Source organism: Micromonospora hortensis (genome assembly GCF_022230935.1).
GTDB classification, from domain to species: Bacteria; Actinomycetota; Actinomycetes; order Mycobacteriales; family Micromonosporaceae; genus Micromonospora; species Micromonospora hortensis.
On sequence record NZ_JAKKFE010000044.1, the window covers coordinates 77,636 to 103,152 of the forward strand.

22 protein-coding genes are annotated in these 25,517 nt (G+C 72.4%); 8 read left to right on the forward strand and 14 right to left on the reverse strand.

Features of this window, described 5'->3' with window-relative positions; all coding sequences use genetic code 11:
• Positions 1-16: 16 nt before the first annotated feature.
• The 4 genes from folE to NIE111_RS26575 all read right to left on the reverse strand — a co-directional run bounded on the left by folE (position 17) and on the right by NIE111_RS26575 (position 4,157).
• On the reverse strand, positions 17-634 hold the full coding sequence (gene folE / locus NIE111_RS26560; protein WP_112674389.1) for a GTP cyclohydrolase I FolE: 618 nt from the start codon (positions 632-634) through the stop codon (positions 17-19).
• 34 nt (positions 635-668) lie between these two features.
• The gene (ftsH, locus tag NIE111_RS26565; RefSeq protein WP_238687042.1) at positions 669-2,687 is read right to left on the reverse strand and encodes an ATP-dependent zinc metalloprotease FtsH; all 2,019 of its coding nucleotides are present in this window, start codon (positions 2,685-2,687) and stop codon (positions 669-671) included.
• 549 nt (positions 2,688-3,236) lie between these two features.
• Positions 3,237-3,812, reverse strand: coding sequence for a hypoxanthine phosphoribosyltransferase (gene hpt / locus NIE111_RS26570; RefSeq protein WP_091403272.1), 576 nt, complete (start codon positions 3,810-3,812; stop codon positions 3,237-3,239).
• Between the two features lie 99 nt (positions 3,813-3,911).
• Positions 3,912-4,157, reverse strand: a complete 246-nt coding sequence (locus NIE111_RS26575) for a hypothetical protein (protein WP_238687043.1) — start codon at positions 4,155-4,157, stop codon at positions 3,912-3,914.
• A 42-nt stretch (positions 4,158-4,199) separates the two neighbouring features.
• On the opposite strand from NIE111_RS26575, the gene NIE111_RS26580 reads away from it, so the two are divergent.
• Positions 4,200-5,162, forward strand: coding sequence for a GlxA family transcriptional regulator (locus NIE111_RS26580; protein WP_238687044.1), 963 nt, complete (start codon positions 4,200-4,202; stop codon positions 5,160-5,162).
• Positions 5,163-5,177: 15 nt separating this feature from the next.
• Here NIE111_RS26580 and tilS read toward each other — a convergent pair whose 3' ends face one another.
• From tilS to dacB, 3 genes are all read right to left on the reverse strand, one after another.
• Positions 5,178-6,170, reverse strand: a complete 993-nt coding sequence (gene tilS, locus NIE111_RS26585; protein WP_238687045.1) for a tRNA lysidine(34) synthetase TilS — start codon at positions 6,168-6,170, stop codon at positions 5,178-5,180.
• Between the two features lie 10 nt (positions 6,171-6,180).
• Positions 6,181-7,251: an Rv3626c family coenzyme F420 biosynthesis-associated protein gene (locus NIE111_RS26590; protein WP_238687046.1), complete on the reverse strand. Its 1,071-nt coding sequence runs from the start codon at positions 7,249-7,251 to the stop codon at positions 6,181-6,183.
• 93 nt (positions 7,252-7,344) lie between these two features.
• The gene (gene dacB, locus NIE111_RS26595; RefSeq protein WP_372488412.1) at positions 7,345-8,835 is read right to left on the reverse strand and encodes a D-alanyl-D-alanine carboxypeptidase/D-alanyl-D-alanine endopeptidase; all 1,491 of its coding nucleotides are present in this window, start codon (positions 8,833-8,835) and stop codon (positions 7,345-7,347) included.
• A 512-nt stretch (positions 8,836-9,347) separates the two neighbouring features.
• Between dacB and NIE111_RS26600 the strand changes: the two genes are divergently transcribed.
• Positions 9,348-9,854 carry an inorganic diphosphatase gene (locus NIE111_RS26600; RefSeq protein ID WP_099849144.1) on the forward strand — a complete coding sequence of 169 codons (507 nt, stop codon included), beginning with the start codon at positions 9,348-9,350 and terminating at the stop codon, positions 9,852-9,854.
• A 31-nt stretch (positions 9,855-9,885) separates the two neighbouring features.
• Here NIE111_RS26600 and eccD read toward each other — a convergent pair whose 3' ends face one another.
• Positions 9,886-11,289, reverse strand: coding sequence for a type VII secretion integral membrane protein EccD (eccD, locus tag NIE111_RS26605; RefSeq protein WP_238687048.1), 1,404 nt, complete (start codon positions 11,287-11,289; stop codon positions 9,886-9,888).
• A 101-nt stretch (positions 11,290-11,390) separates the two neighbouring features.
• On the opposite strand from eccD, the gene eccCa reads away from it, so the two are divergent.
• The 4 genes from eccCa (at position 11,391) to NIE111_RS26625 (ending at position 18,379) form a co-directional block, all read left to right on the forward strand.
• Complete coding sequence (eccCa, locus tag NIE111_RS26610; RefSeq protein ID WP_238687049.1) at positions 11,391-15,374, forward strand: type VII secretion protein EccCa; 3,984 nt, start codon at positions 11,391-11,393, stop codon at positions 15,372-15,374.
• 86 nt (positions 15,375-15,460) lie between these two features.
• Positions 15,461-16,789 (forward strand): type VII secretion-associated serine protease mycosin, encoded by a 1,329-nt coding sequence (gene mycP, locus NIE111_RS26615; RefSeq protein ID WP_238687063.1) that lies wholly within the window; start codon positions 15,461-15,463, stop codon positions 16,787-16,789.
• A gap of 53 nt (positions 16,790-16,842) precedes the next feature.
• A complete protein-coding gene (locus tag NIE111_RS26620; protein ID WP_238687050.1) occupies positions 16,843-17,634 on the forward strand; it encodes a phosphatase PAP2 family protein in 792 nt (263 codons plus the stop codon).
• A 37-nt stretch (positions 17,635-17,671) separates the two neighbouring features.
• Entirely contained in the window at positions 17,672-18,379 is a 708-nt protein-coding gene (locus NIE111_RS26625; protein ID WP_238687051.1) for a phosphatase PAP2 family protein, read from the forward strand.
• Between the two features lie 19 nt (positions 18,380-18,398).
• Here the strand turns inward: NIE111_RS26625 and NIE111_RS26630 are convergent, their stop codons facing one another.
• The 6 genes from NIE111_RS26630 to NIE111_RS26655 all read right to left on the reverse strand — a co-directional run bounded on the left by NIE111_RS26630 (position 18,399) and on the right by NIE111_RS26655 (position 23,746).
• Complete coding sequence (locus NIE111_RS26630) at positions 18,399-19,577, reverse strand: MarP family serine protease (protein WP_238687052.1); 1,179 nt, start codon at positions 19,575-19,577, stop codon at positions 18,399-18,401.
• A 63-nt stretch (positions 19,578-19,640) separates the two neighbouring features.
• Positions 19,641-20,333, reverse strand: coding sequence for an NUDIX hydrolase (locus tag NIE111_RS26635; RefSeq protein WP_238687053.1), 693 nt, complete (start codon positions 20,331-20,333; stop codon positions 19,641-19,643).
• Positions 20,330-21,022, reverse strand: a complete 693-nt coding sequence (locus tag NIE111_RS26640; protein WP_238687054.1) for a TlpA family protein disulfide reductase — start codon at positions 21,020-21,022, stop codon at positions 20,330-20,332. The genes NIE111_RS26635 and NIE111_RS26640 overlap by 4 nt, the downstream gene beginning before the upstream one ends.
• Complete coding sequence (gene nth, locus NIE111_RS26645) at positions 21,019-21,807, reverse strand: endonuclease III (protein WP_308193754.1); 789 nt, start codon at positions 21,805-21,807, stop codon at positions 21,019-21,021. Before nth ends, NIE111_RS26640 begins: the two co-directional genes overlap by 4 nt.
• A 41-nt stretch (positions 21,808-21,848) precedes the next feature.
• Positions 21,849-23,027, reverse strand: a complete 1,179-nt coding sequence (locus NIE111_RS26650) for a CapA family protein (protein ID WP_238687056.1) — start codon at positions 23,025-23,027, stop codon at positions 21,849-21,851.
• Positions 23,028-23,038: 11 nt separating this feature from the next.
• Positions 23,039-23,746: an adenosylcobinamide amidohydrolase gene (locus NIE111_RS26655; RefSeq protein ID WP_238687057.1), complete on the reverse strand. Its 708-nt coding sequence runs from the start codon at positions 23,744-23,746 to the stop codon at positions 23,039-23,041.
• 143 nt (positions 23,747-23,889) lie between these two features.
• Here NIE111_RS26655 and NIE111_RS26660 point away from each other — a divergent pair, with 143 nt between their 5' ends.
• Together NIE111_RS26660 and NIE111_RS26665 are read left to right on the forward strand one after the other, a co-directional pair.
• Positions 23,890-24,567, forward strand: coding sequence for a Crp/Fnr family transcriptional regulator (locus NIE111_RS26660; RefSeq protein WP_007466162.1), 678 nt, complete (start codon positions 23,890-23,892; stop codon positions 24,565-24,567).
• A gap of 112 nt (positions 24,568-24,679) precedes the next feature.
• The gene (locus tag NIE111_RS26665; protein ID WP_238687058.1) at positions 24,680-25,423 is read left to right on the forward strand and encodes a metallophosphoesterase family protein; all 744 of its coding nucleotides are present in this window, start codon (positions 24,680-24,682) and stop codon (positions 25,421-25,423) included.
• Positions 25,424-25,517: the final 94 nt, after the last annotated feature.

Consider the following 25,517-nt stretch of genomic DNA (forward strand, 5'->3'; position numbering starts at 1 on the left):
GTGGTGCGGCGGGTTGTCAGCGCGGGATGATCAGCGCCATCGCTTCGGCCCGCGACTTGGAGTCCGACTGCAGGATGCCGCGTACGGCCGACGTGATGGTCTTGGCACCGGATTTCTGGATGCCGCGCATCGCCATGCACATGTGTTCACATTCGAGCACGACGACGACGCCGCGTGGTGCGAGTTTGCTCATCAGCAGGTCGGCGACCTGCGAGGTAAGCCGTTCCTGCACCTGCGGCCGACGGGCGAAGACCTCGACGAGGCGGGCCAGCTTGGACAGGCCGGTGATCCGCCCATCGGGGCCGGGGATGTAGCCGATGTGCGCGCTGCCCCGGAAGGGCAGCAGGTGGTGCTCACAGAGGCTCATCACGTCGATGTCCCGGACGATGACCAGCTCTTCGTGGTTGGCCTCGAAGGTGGTGCTGAGCACCTGGGCCGGGTCGACCCGCAGGCCGGCGAAGAGTTCGGCGTACGCCCGGGCGACCCGGGCCGGGGTCTGCTGGAGGCCGTCGCGGTCCGGGTCCTCGCCGACCGCGATCAGGATCTCGCGGACGGCCTTCTCGATCCGGCCGAGGTCGACAGCGTCCTCGACGGGGCGGCCGGTCAGTTTGCCGCTGATCAGCCGCGCGGCCACGTAGTCCAGCTCGTCGTCGCCGTCGGGTCGTTGCTCAGTGCGTGCCGTCCGAGTTGTTGGACGGCGCGACGCCGCCGACCGACGCCTGCGCGCCGTCGGCTTGGGCCTGCGCCTTGAGCTTGTCCTTCTCCGAAGGGGTGAGCACGGGCGGCTCGGTGGACGGCTGACGCTTGCCGAAGCCGTTGTACGGCGCCAGCGGCGGGCGCTTGACCACCCGGGAGCAGATCCGCGCCATGTCGGCAGTGGAGAGGGTTTCCTTCTCCATCAGCTCGAGCACGATGTTGTCCAGGACGTCCCGGTATTCCACCAGGATCTCCCAGGCCTCGTCGTGCGCCAGCTCGACCAGTGCCCGCATCTCGCCGTCGATCTCGGCGGCCACCGAGTCCGAGTAGTCCCGCTCGTGGCCCATGTTGCGGCCGAGGAACGGCTCGTCCCCGCTGGTGCCGTACTTGATCGCGCCGAGCTTGGAGCTCATGCCGTACTGGGTGATCATCGCGCGGGCCAGTTGGGTGGCCTTCTCGATGTCGTTGCCGGCGCCGGTGGTCGGCTCGTGGAAGACCAGTTCCTCGGCGGCGCGACCGCCCAGCGCGTACGCCAGGGTGTCGATCATTTCGGCGCGGGTCTGGGTGTACTTGTCTTCGGTGGGGAGCACCAGGGTGTGGCCCAGCGAGCGACCACGGGACAGGATCGTCACCTTGTGCACCGGCGCGGCGTGCGGCAGCGCCCAGGCGACCAGCGCGTGACCACCCTCGTGGTACGCGGTGATCTTCTTTTCGTTGTCGCTCATCACCCGGGTCCGCCGCTGCGGACCGGCGACTACCCGGTCGATCGACTCTTCCAGCGAGTCGTTGGTGATCGCCCGCTGCTCCTTGCGAGCGGTGAGCAGGGCCGACTCGTTGATCACGTTGGCCAGGTCGGCGCCGCTGAAGCCAGGCGTGCGACGGGCCACCGCGTCGAGATCGACGTCGGGCGTGAACGGCTTGCCCTTGGCGTGCACCCGGAGGATGGCCTTGCGGCCCTCCATGTCGGGGGCGTCCACCGGGATCTGCCGGTCGAACCGGCCCGGGCGCAGCAGCGCCGGGTCGAGGATGTCCGGCCGGTTGGTGGCCGCGATCAGGATGACCCCGCCCTTGGTGTCGAAGCCGTCCATCTCGACGAGCAGCTGGTTGAGCGTCTGCTCCCGCTCGTCGTGGCCGCCGCCCATGCCGGCGCCACGGTGCCGGCCGACGGCGTCGATCTCGTCGACGAAGACGATCGCCGGGGCGTTCGTCTTGGCCTGCTCGAACAGGTCACGGACCCGGCTGGCGCCGACGCCGACGAACATCTCCACGAAATCCGAGCCGGAGATGGAGTAGAAGGGCACCCCGGCCTCGCCGGCGACCGCGCGGGCCAGCAGCGTCTTGCCGGTGCCGGGCGGGCCGAACAGCAGCACGCCCTTCGGGATCTTGGCGCCCAGGGCCTGGTACTTGGCCGGGTTCTGCAGGAAGTCCTTGATCTCGTACAGCTCTTCGACGGCCTCCTCGGCACCCGCGACGTCCGCGAAGGTCGTCTTCGGAGTGTCCTTGGTGATCATCTTGGCCTTGGACTTGCCGAAGTTGAGCACCCGGGAGCCGCCGCCCTGCATCTGCGACATGAAGAACAGCAGCAGGAGCACGAGCAGCGCGATCGGCAGCAGGTTGACCAGCAGGCTCACCCAGATGCTGTCCGACGAGACCTTGGCGTCGGCCGGGCCGGTGACCCGGTTGTTCGCCTTGGCGTCCAGCACCTCGTTCCAGATCTCGTCGCCGACCTGGTACGGGAACTGGGCCTCGATCTTGTTGGTCTCGGTCTTGCCGAACTTGGTCTTCTGAGCCAGGTCCAGCTGGAGCGTCTGCTCCTTGTCCTGGAAGACCACCTTGTTGATTTTGGCGGTGTGCAGTTGATCGAGCGCAACGGAAGTGTCCACGCGGTGGTAGCTGGGACCACTGGTGAACAGCTGACTGAGCACAACGGCGCCGAGGATGACCAGGATGATCCAGACCACCGGTCGGCGGAAGAAACGCGTACGTTCCATACTGTTGTCGAGCGCCGGGGCGCCCGCATCCTCCTGATCGACGTCCTGACCGTCTGATGGTGTCGCCGCGTTGAGCGGCGGCCGGAGCCGCCGTGCGGGCCGGCCTCGACCCCGAGGCGCGAAAACTACCGCGCCGCGGTCATTCGACGGTACACCGTGTACGCGAGGAGTGAGCTTGCGAGCCCCGCAGTCGTGCACCATCAAAAGACCGTGTACGCCAGCAGCGAACCTGCGAGCCTCCGCACCCTGCGCGCCTTCGACATCGACGACACGCACCGTGGGCAGGCCCACCAGCCCGCAGCCAACGTACGGCGAGTCCGGGTGAAGCCGGCGTGGCGGGGAGTCCGGCTCGGCCACCCGAGCGCCCGGTCACGCGATCGAGAGGGTCGAGCGCGGAGAAACCTCCGAGCCACCGTGCTACACGGTAACCGCATCAGCTGAGAGCGCGCTGAACGTCGGCTTGATGGATGCCGATGCAAGTAGGGCTCATGTCGACCGGTAGGCCGCCGCGACAGGTCGGCGGGCCGTCGCGACGGGTCGGGCCCGGCGTCAGGAGCGGGCGTAGACCTCGGGCTTGAGCACCCCGACGTACGGCAGCTCCCGGTAGCGCTCAGCGAAGTCGAGGCCGTACCCGACCACGAACTCGGTGGGGATGTCGAAGCCGACGTACTTCACCGGGACCGGCACCTTCACCGCGTCCGGCTTGCGGAACAGGGCGACCACCTCGACGCTCGCCGCCGAGCGCGACTCGAGGTAGCGCAGCAGCCAAGAGAGCGTGAGCCCGGAGTCGACGATGTCCTCGACGACGATCACGTGCCGACCGGCGATGTCCCGGTCCAGATCCTTGAGGATGCGGACCACCCCGGAGGAGGTGGTGCCCTGGCCGTAGGACGAGATGGCCATGAAGTCGAGTTCCGCAGGCGGGCCGTTGCGGCCCAGCGCCCGGGCGAAGTCCGCCATGAACATCACCGCGCCCTTGAGGACGCACACCAGCAGCAGCCCGTCACCCACGTGGGAGTAGTCGGCGGAAACCTGCTTGGCCAGCTCCGCCGTCTTCTCGCGGATCTGCGCCTCGGAGATGATCACGTGGTCGATGTCGGCGTCGTACCAGGAGCCGTCAGCCATGACTCCTAGCCTGCCGTACGTCGGATGGCCTCCGTCGGCGGGGCCGCACCTTTGGCGCGGTCCCGCCGAGGATTTTCCGGGCAAATAGCGCTAATAGCATCAGTTGGTGCGTGACCGCCAGCGGCGGCCATCGTCGCTCGGCTTCCAGTCGGCCGAATCGTGGCTGTCGACGGTGAGGCCGGCCGCCGAGGCGGCGGCGAGGAGGACGAGGAACAGGAGGATGAACAGGAACTCCATGGCGGCGCTCGCTTTCGCGTGATTGCTGTCGGTTTCGCCGCCGGTGCGCACCGGACTGAGACCAGTCTGCGACGTCACGAAGCGACCGGACAGTGGCAGGAATGCCATTGGTCATCGATTTACTGCCACCTGTCGGGTTACCCTCGTCACATGCTGCGGTCCGTTGCCGTCCTCGCCCTCGACCAGGTCGCTCCTTTCGAGCTCGGCGTGCTCGCCGAGGTGTTCGGCACCGACCGGACAGCCGACGGTTTCCCCGCCTACCGCTTCCAGGTGTGCAGCCCGGACGGCGCTCCCGTGCGTACCTCGTCCGGCTTCCACCTCACCCCCCACGCCGACCTCGGCCCTGTCGACGACGCCGACCTGGTGGCCATCCCCGCGCACAGCCAGGGCACCACGGTCCCCGGCCCGGTGCTCGACGCGCTCCGCCGGGCCGACGCCCGCGGAGCGCACCTGTTCAGCGTCTGCTCCGGCGCCTTCCTGCTCGGCGAGGCCGGGCTGCTCGACGACCGCGAGTGCACCACCCACTGGCGGTACGTGGACGAGCTGCAACGGCGACACCCGCGCGCCCGGGTGCGGTGCAACTCGCTCTACGTCCAGGACGGTCGGTTGCTCACCAGCGCAGGCACGGCGGCCGGCATCGACGCGTGCCTGCACCTGATCCGCCAGGAGCACGGCTCGGCCACCGCGACCCGACTGGCCCGGCGGATGGTGGTCCCGCCGCACCGCGACGGCGGCCAGTCCCAGTACGTCGAGGCGCCCATCCCGAAGGCGCCCGAGGCACCCACCCTCGAACCGGTGCTGGAGTGGCTGATGGGTCACCTGGACCGGACGATCACCGTGGAGGAGTTGGCCGCCCGCGCCGGCATGGCGCCCCGCACGTTCGCCCGCCGGTTCCGCGCCGAGACCGGCACCACCCCGCACGACTGGCTCACCAACCAGCGGGTGCTGCTCGCCCGGCGGTTGCTGGAGGAGACCCCGTTGAGCGTGGAGGCGGTCGCCGACCAGTCCGGCTTCGGCGACGCGGCAGCGTTGCGCCACCACTTCAGTCGCCGGGTCGGCGCCACCCCGCACAGCTACCGGACCACCTTCCGCGACCGGGCGCACAGCGGCTGAGACCGGCAGGTCAGATCAGGTGGGGCGCACCGATGCCAGCCGGCCGTCGCGGCGGAGCACCCGAACGCCGCCGGGCAGGTCGGCCGGGCCCTGACCGTGCCAATCGGTGACCAGGGCGTCCAGGGCGGCGACGTGCCGATGCGACAGGGCACCGGGCAGCGCGCCCACCTCGCGGGCCCAGGAGTGCAGCACCCGGCCGCGTACGGCGGGCACCAGGCCGAGCAGCGCCGGCACTGACAGCCCTCCGTCGGGGCACCGGGCCGCCGCAAGCGCCGTCCCCGCCAACTCGTCGAGCGCGGCGTTGTCGGCGGCCACCAGCCGGGCGGTACGCGCCAGGTTGTCCACCACGCCCGGCCCGAGCGCCCGCACCAGCGCCGGCAGCAGGTCGCCCCGCACCCTCGACCGGGCGTACGACGGGTCGCTGTTGTGCGGGTCCTGCCAGGGGCTCAGCCCGAGGACGGCGCAGGCGGCGCGCGTCTGCTCCCGACCGATCTCCAACAGCGGGCGCACCAGTGGCACCCCGCCCAGATCGCGCCGGGCGGGCATCCCGGCCAGCCCTCGTGGGCCGGCGCCCCGGGCCAGCGCGAGCAGCACCGTCTCCGCCTGGTCGTCACGAGTGTGCCCGGTGAGCACCGCGACGGCGTTCTGCTGCCGGGCCGCTTCGGTCAGCGCCTCGTAGCGGGCCTCGCGGGCGGCCGCCTCCGGCCCGCCGGGACGCCCGGCCACCTCCACCCGGGCCACCGTCACCGACGCGAACCCGACAGCCCGCCCCCAGGTGGCCACCGCCTCGGCGCGCTCCGCGGAGCCGTCCTGCAGGCCGTGGTCGACGGTGACGAGCGCCGCGGCGCGGCCCAGCCGCGGTGCCACGAAGACGGTGGCCGCCGCGAGCGCGAGCGAGTCGGCACCACCGGAGCACGCGACCAGCACCGGACCACCGAATGGCAGACCGGTCAGGGCGCGGCGGACCGCCACCCGGATCGCGGCCACCGGCGGAGCGAGCGCGGCCACCGGCGGGTGGTCAGCCAGCGGCCGGGATGGGGCCGGCCGGGCCGTGCACCCGGGCGACCCAGGCGTCCGGGTCACCCAGCTCCGACAGTCGGGGCAGGGTCAGCGGCGAGTTGAAGATCGAGTTGAACCCGTCCATGCCGACGCGTTCCACCACCCCGTGCACGAACTTGCGCCCCTCGGCGTACTGGCGCATCTTGACGTCCACCCCGAGTAGCCGGCGGATCGCCTTCTCCAGCGGGTTGCCCGCCTCCCGGCGTCGGTTGAACGACGCCCGGATCCGCTCCACGCTCGGGATCACCTGCGGGCCGACGCCGTCCATCACGAACTCGGCGTGCCCCTCCAACAGGGTCATCAACGCGGTGAGCCGGTCCAGTACGGCCCGCTGGGCCGGGGTCTGCACGATGTCCAGCACGCTGGTGCGGCTCGCCGAATCACGAACCGCGTCGGACAACGTGGCCACCCCGCGCCGCAACCGTTCGACCAGGTGCTCACTTCCGCTGGACGAGGCGTCGACGAACGCCTGCACCTCGCTGAGGAAATAGGCCCGCATCCATGGCACGGCAGTGAACTGGGTGCGGTGGGTGACCTCGTGCAGACACACCCAGAGCCGGAAGTCCCGAGGGTCGGCGCCGAGCTTGCGCTCCACCTCGACGATGTTCGGTGCGACCAGGAGCAGCTGGCCCGGGTCAGCCGAGAAGACCTCGTACTGGCCGAGCACCCGGCCGGAGAGGTAGGCCAGCACCGTCCCGGCCTGCACCCCGGTGAGCCGGGACCCGATCGCCTCGGTCAACGCGCCCGGTTGCTTGTCGCCGGAGAGCCGACTCACCAGCGGTGTGATCACCTCGCGGAGACCGGCGATGTTCGTCGCGGCCCAGTCGCGGCGATCGACCACCCGGACCGGCGGGTGCGACACCTGCGCCCGCAATCCCGTGTAGTCGGCCACGTGCCCGGCCGCCTCGTCGGTCAGCCGACGCAGGTCGCCGACCACGTCGGTGGCTTCCGCGTACGACACGCGGGGGCCAGACTTGCTCAACGCCCCCGCCGTGGCGGCGGCCAGATCCCAGTCCACGAACTGCGCCATGAACCCACCGTACCCGCGCCGCGACACCCCGGCCCGGGCTCGCGCCCTCGATCGACACCGATGGCGACCGCGTCGCCCCCCGACCGGCGACTGTCAGCCGCAGCCGCAACCGGCCAGCGCTGCGGCGATCCGGTCCAGTGCCGGCTGGGCGGTCTCCCGGTCACCCGGCACCTTGTCGGTGAGCACCGCGAAGGTCAACAGGCGACCATCGGCGGTGGTGACCAGGCCCGCGACGGAGTGCACGCCGGTCAGGGTGCCGGTCTTGGCCCGGACGCTGCCCGCGCCCGCGGCAGTGCCAGCGGCGTTGCGGTAGCGCTCGTTCAGCGTCCCGGACCAACCGCCCACCGGCAGACCACCGAAGACGCCGGCCAGCTCCGGATGGTCCGGACTGGCGGCCAGGCGGATCAGATCGGTCAGCAGCGACGGGCTGATCCGGTTGAGCCGGGACAGGCCGCTGCCGTCGGAGACGCTGATCTCGTCGGCGGGCAGGCCCAGCTCCGCCACCTCGGCGTCCATGGCGGCGGCGCCACCGTCGAACGAGGCGGGCTGTCCGCGGGCCAACGCGACCTGCCGGGCGAGCGCCTCGGCCACCAGGTTGTCGCTCTCGCTGATCATGACGTCGACGAGCCGGATCAGCGGCGGGGACTGCACCACGCCCAGTTCGGTACCCGGTGCCGGGCTGGCGCCGGTCGCCGCCTGAGGCGGGGCAGCGCCCCGCTTCACGGCGGAGGTCGGCACCCCGAGCAACCGGGCGAACGCCTTGCCGGCGGCCAGGTCCGGCTCGGCGAACCGCTGGGCGGACCCGTGCTCGACGCCCGGGTCGGTACGCGCGCCGTCGGTCATCAACGCGGTCATCGCGCCGCCCGAACCGCCGGTGGGGATGTCGTCGTCCCAGCCGGGGCCGTAGACCGGGCCGGAGTAGACCGAACCGTCGACCGTGACACTGGTCGGGGAGGTGCCGCCGAGCGCGGTACGCACCTGGGCGGCCAGGTCGTCGAGGCGCGCCGCACCCGGGTAGTAGCCCTTCTTGTTGATCGCGAGGGTCGGGTCGCCGCCCCCGACGATCACCACCTCGCCGGCCTTCGCGCCGGCCACGGCACGGGTGGGGATCCGGTAGCCGGGGCCCCGGGCCGCCAGCACTGTCACAGCGGTCGCCAGCTTCGTTACCGAGGCGGGCACCGTGCCGTCGTCCGCCCCCTTGGCGAACAGCGTCTGACCGGTGATCACGTCGGCGACCGAGACGTTCACCCGGTCACCCAGGGCGGCGACGCCGACCAGTGGATCGAGCACGGCCCGAACCCCGTCCGGGGTGGGCACCGGGGCGTTCGAATCCGGGCCACCGAGCACGTCCGACGGGGCGGGCTCCGGAGTCGCGCCGACCGCGTTCGTCCCGGGCCCGGCGTCGTCGCCCAGCCACCCGGCGACCGGGCCGGGACGGGTGATCACGACCGCGACGCTGGCGAGCACCAGCAGGAGCACGGCGGCCAGCAGCACCGGCAGCCGCCTCCGGCGGCGCGTCGCGGCGGCTGCCGGTGCGGGCGTGGCGCCGGCGGGCGCCGGCAACGCGGAGATCGGTGGGCCCACCGGGGGGACTCCGCCAGTGCCGTGGGCGGTCGGCGCGGGACCGAACGACGGGCTGACCGGCGCAGGACTGACCGGGACCGTGGCACTGCCGCGTGGCGGGCCGCTCACCGGTTGCTCACCGCCGGCTACCGGGAAGTGACCCGCGTTCGGAGCGGGCGACGCCGGCCCGGCCGGCGGGCGCCAGGGCAGCGGCGGGGGCCGCTCGGGCACCGTTTCCGGTGCCGGGGTCGGAGCTTCGGGAGCTCGTGGGAGGTGCGCCTCCGGCACCGGGACCCGTCCCTTGGCACTGCCGGAGCCGGATCGTCCGGTACCGTGCGCGGAGCCCCCGTCCGGGCGGTAGTGTGAATCTTCCCTCCCCACGACCCCCTCCTCCCCCAGCGAAAATCGGCTTGGGTGACACTACTTCGGTCCGAAGACTATGCGGCGGCCGGAGTCGGCGGGTGGGCATTCACCTGTCCGGAGGGCCGCCAGTGGTTCCGTTAGCCAGCGTGGGCAGACGAGGGAGCGTGCAGATGGATTTCGACGTGACGGTTGAGATCCCCAAAGGTCACCGGAACAAGTACGAGGTGGACCACAAGACCGGCCGGATCCGGTTGGACCGCACCCTCTTCACCTCCACCCAGTACCCGGCCGACTACGGGTTCATCGAGGGCACCCTCGGCGAGGACGGCGACCCACTGGACGCGCTGGTGCTGGTCCCCGAGCCGACCTTCCCGGGCTGCCTGATCCGCTGCCGCACCATCGGCATGTTCCGGATGACCGACGAGAAGGGCGGGGACGACAAGGTCCTCTGCGTGCCCTACGAGGATCCTCGCCAGGAGCACCTGCGCGACATCCACCACCTCGGCGAGTTCGACCGGCTGGAGATCCAGCACTTCTTCGAGGTGTACAAGGACCTGGAGCCCGGCAAGTCGGTGGAGGGCGCGACCTGGGTCGGCCGCACCGAGGCCGAGGCCGAGATCCACGCCTCCTACAAGCGAGCCAGGGACGCCGAGGCGCGCGGCGAATCCATGCACTGACGACCGCTGACGCACCGGGCCCGGGGGCCGCTCAACCGAGCAGCCCTCGGGCCCGGTCGTACAGGTCGAGCACCGCGCAGGCGATCGGCACCACGGCGACCACCAGGGCCGTGTCGGTGAGGTCCGCGATCCTCCCGAGGTACGGCGAGACCGGCCGGCGGGCGTACCCGGTGCCGCTGGCGACCGCCACCAGGGCCAGCGCCGCCCCGCCCAGGATCAGCACCAACCGCCCGGTCTCGTCGGCCCGGCCGACCAGCACGGCACCCAGCGCCGCGTAGCCGGCCAGCCCGGCGAGCACCGTCGGCACCCGGTGTCGCAGCGCCACGAACAGCCGCGACCGCAGCAGCAGCACCGCCGAGGTGACCGCCACCAGCACCCGACCGGCAGTGCCACCGGCGACCACGAGGACCACAGCGGTGGCCACCACCAGCAGGGCGTGGCCGATCAGCATCCCGGTGAGCATCTCCTCGGTGCGGATCACCGCGGCGTGCACCCGGCCCCGGTCCGGCAGGTCCCGTACCCGCTCCGGCTCCTCCGCCGAGGTGGTGGCCGGCAGGGTGATCGGCGGCAGGGGCAGCTTGCCCAGCCGGATGGCCAACAGCGGAATCACGCCGACGGCGAAGACCAGTGCGCCGAGCAGCACCGCCGCCGTACCGGCCGTGGTCATCAGCAGCCCACCGAGCGCGGCCGCCGCACCGATCAGGCCGACAGTGACACCGGCCACGAAGACCCGCAGCCGACTGGCCACCCCGAGGAGACCGATCAACGCCGCCAGCAGCAGCGCGACCGAGCCGGCCAGCAGTTCGGGGGCGCCCACCCAGCGGGCCGGCCCGATCGGGCCGACCGGGTCGCCGGAGCCGACGGCCAGGGCACCGGCGGTGAACGCGTAGGGCAGCGCGTAGCCGCCGAGCGTCGCCCCGGCGGCGCCGTCGCCGTTGGCACGGGAGGCGACAGCGCCGGCCACGGTGAGCACCAGCGCCACCGCGACGGCCGCCAGCCAACCGACCCGGTGCGTCGGGCCACCGGCGAGCAGCGCGAGCAGTCCAACCCCGAGGGGTACGGCGGCACCTGCCATACCCGCTGCCCGGGTGGCGGTGGGCGACCAGGCGCCGCCACGGCGGCGGGCACCGTCGACGATCGCCTCGATGACGTCGTCGTACTCCAACTCGGGCCAGTGCGCGCGGGCCGGCACGAGGTGCAGCACCTCACCGTCGCGGACCCCCTGCGGCAGCAGCGCCTGTGCGGTCACCAGCAACGCCCCGTCGGTGCGGCGGAGCACCCAACCGCCGTGCTGCTCGCCGTCGTCGGCGAGCCCGACACCGGCGTGCCGGAGCACGTCGGGCAGCAGCTCAGCCAGGGGCACCTGCTCCGGCAGGGCGACGTCCACCCGTCGTTGCGGCGCGCTGATGGTGACGCGTGCCAGCCCGGTAGTCATCGACTGGTCTCCATATCGACTGGGATCGGAGGCTGCGCGGACGACAGGACTTTACCTACCATGAGCCAGGCTCGGGTTACCCAGCGCTGTCAGGAGGCCGAGTGTCCACCGTCGTCATCAAGCGTCCACCGCGCCGACCAGCGCCGGAGATTCCCGCCGGTGAGCTGTCGGTCGACGCGCCGCCGGAGATTCCCGTGGTGACCGGCGGGCGATGGCAGCAGCTGCTCATGCTGCTGCCCATGCTCGGCGGCACTGTCGCGATGGCGATGATGTTCGGCAGGGGCGGTGGGGCCTACTCGTACGTGGTGGGCGGCATGTTCGGGCTCTCCTCGTTGGCGATGCTGGTGACGTCCTGGGGCAGCGCCTCCGGCACCCCGAAGAAGTCCGAGATGATGGCCGCCCGCAGGGAGTACCTGCGTCACCTGGCCACGCTGCGGCGGCGGGTCCGGCGGACCGCGGGCCAGCAACGGGCCGGGCTCTTCTACAGGCATCCGGATCCGGGCCGGCTCTGGTCGACGGTGGACAGCCACCGGGTCTGGGAGCGGCGCCCCGCCGACCCCGATTTCGCTGTGGTGCGGGTCGCCGTCGGGCCGCAGACACTGGCCACCCCACTGGTCCCACCGGTCACCCGGCCGCTGGAGGAGCTCGAGCCGATGACCGCCGGCGCGCTACGCCGCTTCCTGGACGCGTACTCGGTGGTGCCGGACCTACCGGTGGCGCTGTCGCTGCGCAGCTTCGCCCGGGTGCACGTACGATCCGCCGGCCGCGCCCGGGCGACCACCCCGACCACCGGCGGGCCACCCACCGGCGACCCGGCGGCGCAGGCGCTGGTCCGGGCCGTGCTGACCCAGCTGGCGGTCTTCCACGCCCCCGACGAGCTGCTCGTCGCGGTCTGCGCCGGGCCGGAGCGCCGCGCCTGCTGGGAGTGGGTGAAGTGGCTCCCGCACGCCCACCATCCCGGCCTCACCGACGCGCTCGGCCCGGTACGCCTGGTCACCAGCTCGGCCGCCGAGTTGGAGTCGTTGCTGGCCGACGTGCTGGCCACCCGGTCCCGGTTCAGCCCGGCCGGCCCGGCCACCGACGGCCCGCACGTGGTGGTGGTCCTCGACGGCGGCGACCTGACCGGTGCCAGTGACCTGACCGGCGACGGCGGCATCGACGCGGTAACAGTGCTGGACCTGGACACCCCGCCGCCCCGACTGCTGGACCGGTACGCGCTGCTGCTGGAGTTGCACGGCCGGCGGCTGCACTCGCGGTCGTCCGACGGGCACGCCGAGGTGGGCACCGCCGACCAGTTGGACCTGGCCGACGCCGAGGCGGTCGCCCGACGGCTGGCACCGCTGCGGCTGGCCGGCGCGGCCCGCGGGCCGGACGCTCCGCTCCAGGCCGACCTGGGCCTACCCGAGTTGCTCGGCCTCGGTGACCCGGAGAGCTTCACTGCGGAACAGGGCTGGTTGCCGCGTTCGGCACGAGACCGGTTGCGGGTGCCGATCGGGGTGGGCACGGACGGCGGCGCCATCGAGCTGGACCTCAAGGAGTCCGCCCAGGACGGCATGGGCCCGCACGGCCTGCTCATCGGGGCGACCGGCTCCGGCAAGTCCGAGCTGCTCCGCACGCTGGTGCTGGGGCTCGCCGCCACGCACAGCTCCGAGCAGCTCAACTTCGTGCTCGTCGACTTCAAGGGTGGCGCCACCTTCACCTCGTTCGACCGGCTGCCGCACACCGCGGCCGTGATCACCAACCTGGCCGACGCGTTGCCCCTGGTCGATCGCATGGTGGATGCGATCAACGGGGAGTTGGTCCGCCGCCAGGAGTTGCTGCGGCGGGCCGGCAACTTCGCCAGCGTGCGCGACTACGAGCGGGCCAGGGCGGCCGGCAGCCCTCTCGCCCCGCTGCCGTCGTTGCTGCTGATCTGCGACGAATTCTCGGAGCTGCTCTCCGCCAAGCCCGACTTCATCGACCTGTTCGTGCAGATCGGCCGGCTGGGCCGGTCGCTCGGCGTGCACCTGCTGCTCGCCAGCCAGCGCCTGGAGGAGGGCCGGCTCCGCGGGTTGGACACCCACCTCTCGTACCGGATCGGGTTGCGCACCTTCTCGGCACTGGAGTCCCGGACGGTGCTCGGCGTGGCGGACGCGCACGAGCTGCCCCGCTCACCGGGCCACGGCTACCTGCGTGCCGGCACCGACCCGCTGGCCCGCTTCAAGGCCGCGTACGTCTCCGGTGCCGTCCGCCGTCGGGCCGCTCCGGGTGGCGTCGCCGCCGAGGGGGGCGCGCGGCTGCTCACCTTCACCACCCACGTCGTACCGGTGCCCGAGCCGGCGGTCCCGGTCGTGCCCGTCGTGGCGGAGGAGGAGGGCACCAGGACGCTGCTCGACCTGCTGGTGGACCGGCTCGTCGGGCAGGGCCCGCCGGCGCACCAGGTATGGCTCCCGCCGCTCGGCCAGCCACCGGCCCTGGACGAGCTGCTCGGTCCGGTCGAGGTGCACGCGAAACGCGGGCTGACAGTGGGCAACCCGGAGCTGCACGGGGCACTCGGCGTGCCGATGGCGGTGGTGGACAAACCGTTGGAGCAGCGCCGGGACCTGCTCTGGCTGGCGCTGGACGGCGCCGCCGGGCACGTCGCGGTGGTCGGTGCGCCGCAGAGCGGCAAGTCCACAGCCCTGCGCACGCTGATCTGCGCGCTGGCGCTCACCCACACACCGGCCGAGGTGCAGGTCTACTGCCTCGACTTCGGTGGCGGCGGGTTGGCCGCGCTGCGCGACCTTCCGCACGTCGGCGGCGTGACCGGCCGCGCCGACCCGACCGCCGTACGACGCACCGTCGGCGAGATGACCACCCTGCTGGTCGACCGGGAACGCCGCTTCGCCGAGCTGGGCGTGGAGTCGATGGCCGCGTACCGGCAGCGTCGAGCGGCAGCGGGGACGGCCGGCCAGCCGGGCGCCGACCCGTACGGCGACGTGTTCCTGGTGATCGACGGGTGGACCACCATCCGCGGCGAGTACGACGACCTGGAGCCGCTCGTCACCGACCTGGCCACCCGGGGTCTGTCGTACGGGCTGCACGTGGTCGCCACCGGGCTGCGCTGGCTGGATTTCCGCCCGGCGATCCGGGACCTGTTCGGCTCCCGGCTGGAGTTGCGCCTCGGTGACCCGGCCGACTCGTTGGTGGCCCGGCGTGCGGCCGCCAACGTGCCGGAGCGCTCCGGCCGAGGGGTGACCGCCGAGGGCCTGCACTTCCTCACCGCGCTGCCCCAGCTCGGTACCGCCGGCGGAGACACCGCCGATCTGGTCAAGAGGGCCGCCGACGGGTGGGCGGGTTCCCCGGCGCCCCGGGTGCGGCTGCTCCCGCCGGTGCTGCCGTACGCCGATCTGGATCTCGCCTCGACGACCGGGCTGCGGCTGCCGATCGGGATCGCGGAGGCGGACCTGCGCCCGGTGTCGCTCGACTTCGCCACCGAGCCGCACTTCGTGGTCTTCGGGGACTCGGAGTGCGGCAAGTCGTCGTTCCTGCGCGCGCTGGCCACGTCGATCATCACCCGGTTCACTCCCGAGCAGGCCCGGGTGATCCTCGTCGACTACCGGCGCAGCCTGCTCGGTGCCATCGAGACGCCACACCTGATCGGGTACGGCACCGCGGCGGCACACACCGCCGACCTGGTCGAGTCGGCCGCCGGTTACCTGGAGCGGCGGGCTCCCGGGCCGGAGGTCACCCCGCAGCAGCTGCGGGACCGGTCCTGGTGGTCCGGTCCGGAGCTGTTCGTGCTGGTGGACGACTACGACCTGGTGGCGGCGGGGCCGGCGAACCCGTTGCGCGCACTGGAGGAGCACCTGCCGCACGCCCGGGACATCGGGCTGCACCTGGTGCTGGCCCGACGGTCCGGTGGAGCGAGCCGGGCCCAGTACGAGCCAATCGTGCAGCGCCTGCGGGAGCTGTCCACGGCCGGCCTGGTGATGGCGGGCAGCCCCGAGGAGGGCGCACTCGTCGGGCCGGTGCGCCCCGGACCACTGCCGCCGGGGCGTGGTCGGTTGGTCACCCGGCGGGAGGGCGTACGCCTCGTTCAGCTGGCACAGCTGCCGCCACAATGACCTGTCTCGCCGGTTCTTCCCGTGACGGGTGGGGAAACCGGTAATCTCCGATCGTCATGGTTCCGTCGGGATGAATGGCTGGGTATGTGACTGGGGTGCGGTACAGCGGTCCGTCGACGGCCCGACGAGCGACCGGCCGGGCGCTGCTCGGCGTGGCCGCGGCGCTTGCCGTCGTGGCCCCGACCGCGGCAGCCGTGCCGGTCGCCGCGCCCACAAACGGTGGACAGCTCGCCGGCGCGCCGATGGCGTTCGCCCCCGGTGACGCCATCGCCCGCACCGATCAGGTCCGCGACGAGCAGTGGCAGCTCGACGAGTTGCAGGCCGAGACGGCGTGGCGCAGTTCGACCGGCCGGGGCGTGACAGTGGCGGTGGTCGACTCCGGAGTGGACGGCAACCACCCCGACCTGGTTGGCCAGGTGCTGCCCGGCAAGGATCTGGTCGGCCCCGGTGGTGCGCCGGGCCCGGATCCGGTGGGTCACGGCACCACCGTCGCCGGCCTGATCGCCGGGCGCAACGACGACAAGCGGGGCGTGGTCGGCCTCGCACCGGACGCCAGGATCCTGCCGGTCCGCGTGCTGGACGAGGAGAACCGTTACGACGACGCGCTGATCGTCGCCCAGGGGGTCCGCTGGGCGGTGGACAACGGGGCCCGCGTGATCAACCTGTCGCTGGGCGGCAGCGGCGACAGCCCGGCCCTGGCCGCCGCCCTGGACTACGCGTTCGTCCGGGACGTGGTCGTGATCGCCTGCACCGGCAACCTGGCCACCTCGACCAGCACCAAGGTCTGGTACCCGGCTCGGGAGCCGGGTGTGGTCGCGGTGTCCGGTCTCGAACGCAGCAGCGACAACATGTGGTCCGGCTCGATCACCGGCCGGGCGACGGTGATCACCGCTCCCGCCAGCGGGCTGGTCGGCGCCAAGCCTCCCGGCGGGTACTGGCGGGTGCAGGGCACCAGCTTCGCCGCGCCACTGGTGGCGGCGACCGCCGCGCTGGTCCGGTCCCGCTATCCGCAGATGCCCGCGGGTGAGGTGGTCAACCGGTTGTTGGCCACCGCCCGGGACCTGGGCCCGACCGGGCGGGACGACCGCTTCGGGTACGGGGTGGTCGACCCGGTAGCCGCGTTGACCGCTCAGGTGCCGCCGGTTACCGCCAACCCGTTGGACGACCAGACGTCGCCGGGCGTGACCGGTTTCGGTCCGGCGCCCGGCTCGGTCGACGACGATCCGGTGGCCGGGGCCGGTGCCGATCCACTCGGTCTCGCCGCGTCCGGTCAGCAGAGCCGCTGGACGGCTCGGGCGGCGGGCGGTCAGGACACCTCCGCCCCACGGCAACTGTGGACCACTGTCGTGTTCCTCGTCGCTCTGGTCGGCGGTGCGGCACTGGTGGTGCGCCGGCTGCGTCAGCGGACTCGTTGATCGAGGCCGACCGGCAGGCCTGACCGGCTGCCCGGCCGGGTAGAAACGGACCCATGAGTACGCACCGGCCGCCCACCCTCGCCCCTACCGCCCGGCCGTCCTGGCGCCACCGCCGATTCGACAGGGACCACGCGCTGGGTCTGCGGCTCACTCTCGCCGCCACTGCGGCGTTCCTGGTGCTGGTGCCGTTCGCGCTGCTCACACTGCTGGTGCTCGGCGTCTGGGCACCGCTGCACCGGCTGGACACGGCGGTCACCGACGCGTTGCACGGCTACGCCCAGGATCATCCGGCCTGGGTCTTGCTGATGCGGGTCTGGACCGAGGTGTTCGCACCGATGCCACTGCGCGCCGTCGCCCTGCTCCTGGTGATCTGGCTGCTGCGCCGGGGAGCCCGCCGGCTGGCCCTCTGGGCGGCCACCACCATGGTCGTCGGCGGCTTGGTCGGTCCGCTGCTCAAGTTGCTGGTCGGCCGGGACCGGCCGGAGTTGTTGGACCCGGTGGCCCGGGCCGCCGGCTACTCGTTCCCCTCCGGGCACGCGCTGAACGCCACCCTGGCCGCCGGGGTGCTGCTGCTGGTGCTCCTGCCGTACGTCGGGCGGGGGGCGGCGCGGGCCGCGCTGTGGGTGGCGGCGGTCCTGCTCACAGTGGTGACCGGGCTGAGCAGGGTGACGCTGGGCGTGCACTTCACCAGCGACGTGGTGGGTGGATGGTTGCTGGGTGTGGCAGTGGTCGCGGCTACCACCGCCGCGTTCACCAGTTGGCGGGCACACACCGGTCTGCGGCCGGTCCGGCCGACCCGCGACGGCGTCGCTCCCGAGGTCGAGCGGCACCCGGGAGCGGCCTGAGGAGTGACGAAGAGGTCGGCCGGGTACTGGCCGACCCATGTCCGAGACCGTGGTCCAGATCGTCCGGCGGGTGCTGCTGCCGGTGTCCCTCCTGCTCGGGCTCATGGTGCTGCTCGGGGTGCTGGTCACCCGGGTGTTCGCCAGCACCTGGCCGTTCACCGTGGAGGACGCGGTGAACCGCGAGCTGGCCGCTGACCGCACCGGCGACTGGAACAACGTCTCGCTGGTGTTCAGCACGCTGGCCAGCACCCAGATGATCGTCGTGGTCACCGTGCTGGTGGCGTTGGCGCTGCGGCTCTGGCTGAAGCGCTGGCGTGAGCCGCTGTTCCTGTGCGCGGCGGTGACCGCCCAGGCGCTGGTGTTCCTGCTGACCACGCTGGCGATCGACCGACAGCGGCCAGCGGTGGAGCACATGGACGTCTCACCACCCACGTCGAGCTTTCCGTCCGGGCACACCTCGGCTTCGGTGGCGCTGTACGTCGGCATCGCCGTGCTGCTGGCGCTGCGGGCCCGGAGCACCGGCGCGAAGGTCGCCTGGTGGACGCTGCTGTTGACGGTGCCGCTGGGCGTGGCGCTGACCCGGATGTACCGGGGAATGCACCACCCGAGCGACGTGGTGGCGTCCTTCCTCAACGGCGGCACGTGCGTCGCGATCATGGCCCGTGCGGTGCTGGACCGGGGGCTGCGGTGGGGGCGGGCGAAGCTACCGACCGTCGGGCGTCGCGCCCTGCCGGCTCAGGGCTGAGCCGGCCCCGCAGCGGCGCTCAGGTGCACTCACCGGTGGCGACCTGCCGGTTGCGTTCGGCACCGGCCAACGCCACCGGGCGGGCCTCGGCCGCCGTCACGGCGAAGCCGGTGTTCGGGTCGTCGGACGCCGCCGCGAAGATCACGCCGAGCACCAGACCGTTGGCGGAGAGCAGCGGACCGCCCGAGTTCCCGCTGCGCACCAGCGCCCGGATCGTGTAGATCTCCCGGGTCACCTCGGTGGACGAGTAGATGTCCGGTCCCTTGATCCGGTCGACGTCGCGGACCCGCGCCGACTGCGCGTTGTACGGGCCGTCGAGCGGGAAGCCCAGCACGATGGCGTCGGAGCCGCTGCCCGCGTTGCCGGCGGCGAACCGCAGGGACGGCCCGGGCAGCCCGGGTACGAGCAGCACCGCGAGATCCCGGTTCGGGTCGTAGACCACCACCTTGCCGTCGTACCGCTCACCGCCCAGCTCCACGGCGACCGAGCGGGTGCCGGCCACCACGTGCGCGTTGGTCATCACCCGGTCGTCCGCGTACACGAAGCCGGAACCCTCGATCCGGCGTGAGCAGCTGGGCGCGGAGCCGAGCACCTTCACGACCGACTGCTGACCGCTGACCACGATCTGCGAGCCGGCCAACGCCGGGTCCGGCGGGTCGACCTGCCGGGCCCGGGTGGGCGCGAGGTCACCGAAGACGTCCGGGAACCCGTCGGTGTCGACGGTGTCCTCCAGTGCCGTGGACAGCTGGTGGGCCTGCTCCGGCAGAACCTGGTTGACCACCGTGATCAACGCGCTGTTGCGGACCGAGGCGGCGAGCCAGGGCACCGAGGACGAGCCGAGCGGCACGGCGACCAGCCAGGCGAGCAGGAGCACCGCGAACAGCGAGACGAGCGCCCCACCGACGTCGTCGGCCCGTTTGCCCACGTCGCTGGTGATGGTCTTACGCAGGTGCGAGCCGAGCCAACCGGCGAGTGCCTGCCCGACCACCGCCAGCCCGAAGATGGCCACCAGCGAGATCAGCACACGGGTGCCGGCGTCCACGAACTGTCTGGCGAACAGCGGCCCGAGCTGGAGACCCAGCAGCAGGCCCAGGAAGAAGCCGGACAACGACGTGACGCCGATGACGAAACCCTGGCGGTATCCGCTGATCGCGAACACGAGCATGAGCAGCAGCAGGACGAGATCCACGACGGACACGGGTCAAGCGTACGGGCAGTGTGCCCACTGGATGACCATCGCTTGCGGATGGTGACCGTGCGGTCAGCGCAGGGCGTTCTCGTCTGCCTCGTCGGTGCCGGCGGACGGTGCCGGTGTCGCCCCGGTCGGCGGAAGCTCCACCACCCGGCCGCGCGGCCATGGACGGGCCCAGCCGCCCATCTCGAGCAGTGTGGCGAGCACCCCGGCGGTGAAGCCCCAGACGAGCATCCCGCGCGCCGAGAACGCCGGCCCGATCCAGCCGCTCGGGTGCCGGACGCGCAGTCGGTTGGCCGGATCGACCAACTCGCTGACCGGCAGGCGGGCGACGTGCGCCACCTCGGCCGGCTCCCGTGGGTGCACCGGGTGCGGGTCGTGCCACCAGGCGAGCACCGGCGTGACCACGAAGTCGCTGACCGGGATCCACAGTTTCGGCAGCTCGGCCAGCACTGTCACGCTGGCCGGGTCGAGGCCCACCTCCTCGTTCGCCTCGCGGAGGGCGGTGGCGCGGACGTCGGCGTCCTCCGGGTCGGCCGCACCCCCGGGAAAGGCGGGCTGGCCGGCGTGGTTGCGCAGGGTGGCGGCGCGTTGCAGGACCAGCACGTCGGGACCCGCGCCGGGCTGCTCGCCGAGCAGCACCAGAACGGCGCTCTCCCGACCGCCCTCGGCCGGCGTGGTCAGCCGGGTGAAGTCCTCGGCGCGGGCGGTGCCCAGCCGGGTCAGCAACGGCTGGGTCCAGTCGGGGGGCCGACGGGTCACGCCGGCACCGCCAGGCCCAGGTGCTGACGGACCAGCGTGGCGAGCGTGGTGTCGTCGAGAGCGCCGCTGGCGTCGACGTGCCGGACCTGACCGTCGGCGTCGACGAAGAGGGTCAGCGGAATGGCGTTGCGCTTCAGCTCGCGCTGTAGCGCCTCGCCCTGGTCCACCAGGATCGGGAACCGGACGCCGAAGTCCTCACCGATGGACTGCGCGCCGCCCCGGCTGTCCCGACTGTTGACCCCCACCACCTGGAGCTGACCGGCGGCCCGCTCGCTGAGGCGCTGGAAGGCGGGCAGCTCCTTGCGGCAAGGCGGGCACCAGGAAGCCCAAACGTTGATCACCGCCGGCCCGGCCACCTCCCGCAGCACGACCGGGGCACCGCCGGTGAAGCAGGAGAGCGTCAGCTCCGGCAGCGCCGACCCACCGGCGGCGCGAGCCGTCGAGCCGGACGTTCCGGAGGCCGTCGGGCCCGAGCCGGGCGACGCCGGAGTCGCCGTTGCGGGGGTCGCCGTGCCGGCGCCGGGCGACGCGGCCGTGGGCGCCGTGCTCAGCGTGGCGCAGTCCCGGAACGGGGATGGCCGCTCGGCGGCGGCTGGGCGGGGGGCCGGCTCGTCGTCGGCGGTGCCGCTGGTGCAACCGGTGACCGCCAGCAGCAGCGGCAGGACGGCGAGGGCGAGTCGGCGGTTCATGGCACCTCCGCCGCGATCGCCTGCGCCGGCACCAACTCCGGGTCGACTCCGGCAGCCACCGCGAGGTCGCGCGCCCGAGGGCCCTTGAGCAGCTTGGCTGCGGCCGCCGGCTCGGTCGGGCCGGTGCCGTACGAAGGGCAGAGCTTGGCGAGCGTGCAGGCGCCGCAGGCCGGCTTGCGGGCGTGGCAGACCCGTCGCCCGTGGAAGATGATCCGGTGCGACAGCATGGTCCAGTCGCGCTTGTCGTACAGCGCGCCGATCGCGTGCTCGATCTTGACCGGGTCGGTCTCGGTGGTCAGCCGCCACCGGTGGACAAGTCGCTGGAAGTGCGTGTCGACTGTGATGCCCGGGACGTCGAAGGCGTTACCCAGGATCACGTTGGCGGTCTTGCGGCCGATGCCGGGGAGCGTCACCAGGTCGACGAGCCGGCCCGGGACCGTGCCGTCGTACCGGTCGAGGAGGGCCTGACCGAGCTTGAGCAGTGAGTCGGTCTTGTTGCGGTAGAAGCCGGTGGGCCGGATCAGCTCCTCCATCTCGCCCCGGTCGGCGCCGGCGTACGCGGCAGCGCTCGGGTAGCGGGCGAAGAGCTTCGGGGTGACCTCGTTGACCTTCTTGTCCGTGCACTGCGCGGACAGGATCGTGGCGACGGCCAACTCCAGAGCGTTGGAGTGGTCCAGCTCACAATGCGCGTCGGGATGCGTCTCGGCCAGCACCCGGCCGATCTTGCGGGCACGGCGTTTGCGCCCGAGATCGGTCTCGCTGGCACCGGGAGGGCTACTGGTCACGACGGTCAGCCTACGTCGCACCCCGGACGCTCCTCGTCGGGTCAGCCGGCGGTCGGCGCCGAGATCTTCCCCTGCCCGTCGAGGCGAGCGCCGCCCTTCGGGAAGTCGGCGCGGCTCAACTCGGTGACCAGGCCCAGGCCCCGGTCGTCCGGGTCCATGGTCGGCTTGCCGGCGGAGTTCATGTACGTGGAGGTGAACGAGCCGGCGGCCCAGCTGCCGTCCGGCTTGAGCGACACCTTCAGGACCCCGCCCCAGCCGAGCCGGCCGTCGTTGCTCAGCGAGTTGCCGCCGCCGGCGAAGTTGCCCAGGCTGTACGCGATCAGGCGCCCCTTGTAGAACTCCATCCCACGCAACACGTGCGGGCCGTGCCCGACGATCAGGTCGGCGCCAGCGTCGATCATCGCGTGCGAGAACTTCACCGGGTCGCCCCGGTTCTCGCCCAGGAACATCTCGGTGCCCGGCTTCACCCGGGTCTTGTCGACACCCTCGCCACCCATGTGCACCTGCACCACTACCAGGTCGGCCATGGTGGCGGCCTTGGCGACCACCGCCTTGGCCTTGTCGATGTCGACGAGGCTGTTGGACCAGACGTACGACGAGAAACCGGCGACGGCGACCTTGACGCCCTTGACGTCGACCACTGTGATCTCGTTCGGTGCGCCGGTGTGCTCCAGGTCGTACTTCTTCAGGGCCTTCTGGGTGTTCTCGTAGCCCTTGGGCCCATAGTCGTAGCCATGGTTGTTGGCCTGGTTGAGCAGGTCGAAGCCGGCGTCGCGCAGGTGGGCTGCGTACTCCGGCGGGGCGCGGAACTGGAAGCAGCGGGTGGAGTTCGCCCCGCACTTGCCGGTGCCGGTGTCGACGGTCAGCGGCTCTTCCAGGTTGCCCATCACCAGGTCGGCCTTGAGCGCCTCGGTGACCGAGTTGAAGAAGCCCTTACCTCCGGCGGCGGGCAGCCGACTGGGCGCGTTCCCCATGATGATGTCGCCGGTGGCGGAGAGCGAGATCGCGCCACCCTGACCGGACGATGCGGGCCCGGTGGCCTTCGGGCCGGCCGTGGAGACCGGCGCGCCGGTGCCACCACCTCCCGCGCCGGGCTGCCACACGGGTGCCTCACCACCGGAGTCGGCACAGCCGGCCACGAGGAGGGCGGCCAGCAGCGCGGCGAGGCCGAGGGCGACGCGGCGACGCGGGCGGGACGCGAGGGGGGCGGGAGCGTACATCGCCCGCGACCCTACCGGTCGTTAAACGCGCCGACGACAGCCGATCGGTTGGACTTTGCGCCCCTGAGCTGGTCGGACCACGGCACGACCGGCCGCGAACCACCGGCGAGCACCGCCGCGTGCACCGCTCGGGCGAGCGGGGCCCCCCAGGTGGAGCGCGGCCCGCCGTACGCGGCCTCCGGCCCGTCCACCGGGCAGAGCACTGTGACCGCGTCGGTGGGCGTGCCGGTCCCCGGAACCCCCAGCTCGGTGATCGCCTGGGTCTTCGCCTCGGTCGCGGTGGCCACCGCGTTGACCAGTGCCGAGTCGGCGAGCCGGGCCGGCACGTACACCACGATGTTGACGGTGCCGACGCGTTCGGTGAGCACGGCCGGCGTCGGAGCGGCCGCGGGCACCGGCGTGCCGAGCCCGACCGTCGCCCAGGCCCGCACCCCGGCGTCGGTTCGCGCCACCACCTCTGTCACATCGACGCCGGTCAGCAGACCGACCCCGGGCCCGTCGAGGGCCATCTCGGCGGCGAGCGAGGCCAGGTGGGCCGCGGGGTCCTCCCGGTCGTACGACATCGGTACGGTCGCGTTCAACACCCACCGCCGGAGCCCGATGCCACCGCCCAGCGGAGCACTGCTGATCGCCCGCAGAGGCACGTCCGCGCGCCAGACGAGCAGCGGGACGTGTAGCCCGTCCTCGGCGCGGCTGGTCAGAGTCGGCTCGCTCAGCACGTCGGGCAGGTTACGCCCACCGATCAAGATTCCAGGGGCGACCTCTGATTCATGCTCACGTGCGCCTAGACTTGGCGGCGCGCGAGGGGATCAGCGGACGGCGGCCCCGGCCGACGGACGGCACGCGCAACCGGAGGTGCGCAATGGACGAGGTACTGGCCCGCAGCGGGATCTTCCAGGGTGTTGACCCGGAAGCTGCCGAGGCGCTTGCCAAGGAGATGGAGACGATCGAGGTCCGCAAGGGCGAGATCGTTTTCAATGAGGGCGAGCCCGGTGACAGCCTCTACATCCTGCTGTCCGGGAAGATCAAGGTTGGTCGCCGCGCAGCGGACGGCCGACAGAACCTGATCGCGGTGATGGGGCCGTCGGACATGGTCGGTGAGCTGTCGCTCTTCGATCCGGGTCCGCGTACGGCGACCGCCACCGCGGTGACCGACACCCGGCTGGTGCGGCTGCGCAAGCAGGCGCTGCGGCCGTGGCTCAACAACCGCCCGGAGATCGCCGAGCAGTTGCTCCGGGTGCTCGCTCGGCGGCTGCGTCGGACCAACGACTCGCTCGCCGACCTGATCTTCACGGACGTGCCGGGCCGGGTCGCCAAGAACCTGCTCCAGATGGCGGGCCGCTTCGGCACCCGCGACGGCGGCGTACTGCGGGTGACCCACGACCTCACCCAGGAGGAGATCGCCCAGCTCGTCGGCGCGTCTCGGGAGACCGTCAACAAGGCGCTGGCCGACTTCGCCTCGCGTGGCTGGCTGCGGTTGGACGGCAAGAGCATCATCATTCTGGACCCGGAGCGCCTGGCCCGTCGCGCCCGCGTCTGAGCAGCACCCGACGTCCCCGCCCGCCGTCACCGACGGTGGGCGGGGACGTTTGCCGTCTGCCTGACGCAGAATCGCTGGCCTGGAGGCGGGGCCCCCGGTGACTGTGGGGCGCATGGTGAACCGAGTAGCGGTGCTCTCCGACATCCATGGTGTCCTGCCGGCGCTGGAGGCCGTACTGGCCGAGCCGGACGTCGCCACCGCCGATCTGATCGTGCTCACCGGTGACATCGCCGCGGGCCCGCAACCGGTCGAGGTGCTGGACGTGCTCGCCGGCCTGGGCGACCGGGTGTGCTGGGTCGGCGGCAATGCCGACCGCGAGCTGGTCGAGGCCCGGTCCGGCCGCCCTGCGTCGATCGAGGTGTCGAACTGGGCCGCCGGGCAGTTGCGCGACGACCAGGTGGCCCGGCTCGCCGGGCTGCCGGCGACGGCGACGCTGGAGATCGACGGCCTCGGGCCGACGCTGTTCTGTCACGCCACGCCCCGCGACGACGAGGAGGTGGTGCTCGTCGACTCCCGGATGGCGCGCTGGGTGGAGGTGTTCGACGGTCTCCCCGCCGAGGTCTCCACGGTGGTCTGCGGCCACACGCACATGCCGTTCACCCGGCTGGTCGACCGGCGTCTGGTGGTCAACCCGGGCAGCATCGGCATGCCGTACGGGGGCGCGGGCGCGTGGTGGGCGCTGCTCGGGCCAGGCGTCCAACTGCGCCGCACCGCCTTCGACGTGGACGCGGCCTGCGCCCGGGTGGCGGCCGAGTCGACCTTCCCCGACGCCGCCGCCTGGGCCGACGAGTACCTGCGCTCCCAGCACAGCGACGTCGACGCGCTGACCGCGTTCGGCCCCCGCGACGGCCGCTGAGCAGGCACTGAGCCGGCCGCCGGGCGGCGGGCGGGCGGGCGGCCGACGGACGGGCGACGGACGGGCGACGGACGGGCGGCGGACGGGCGGCGGA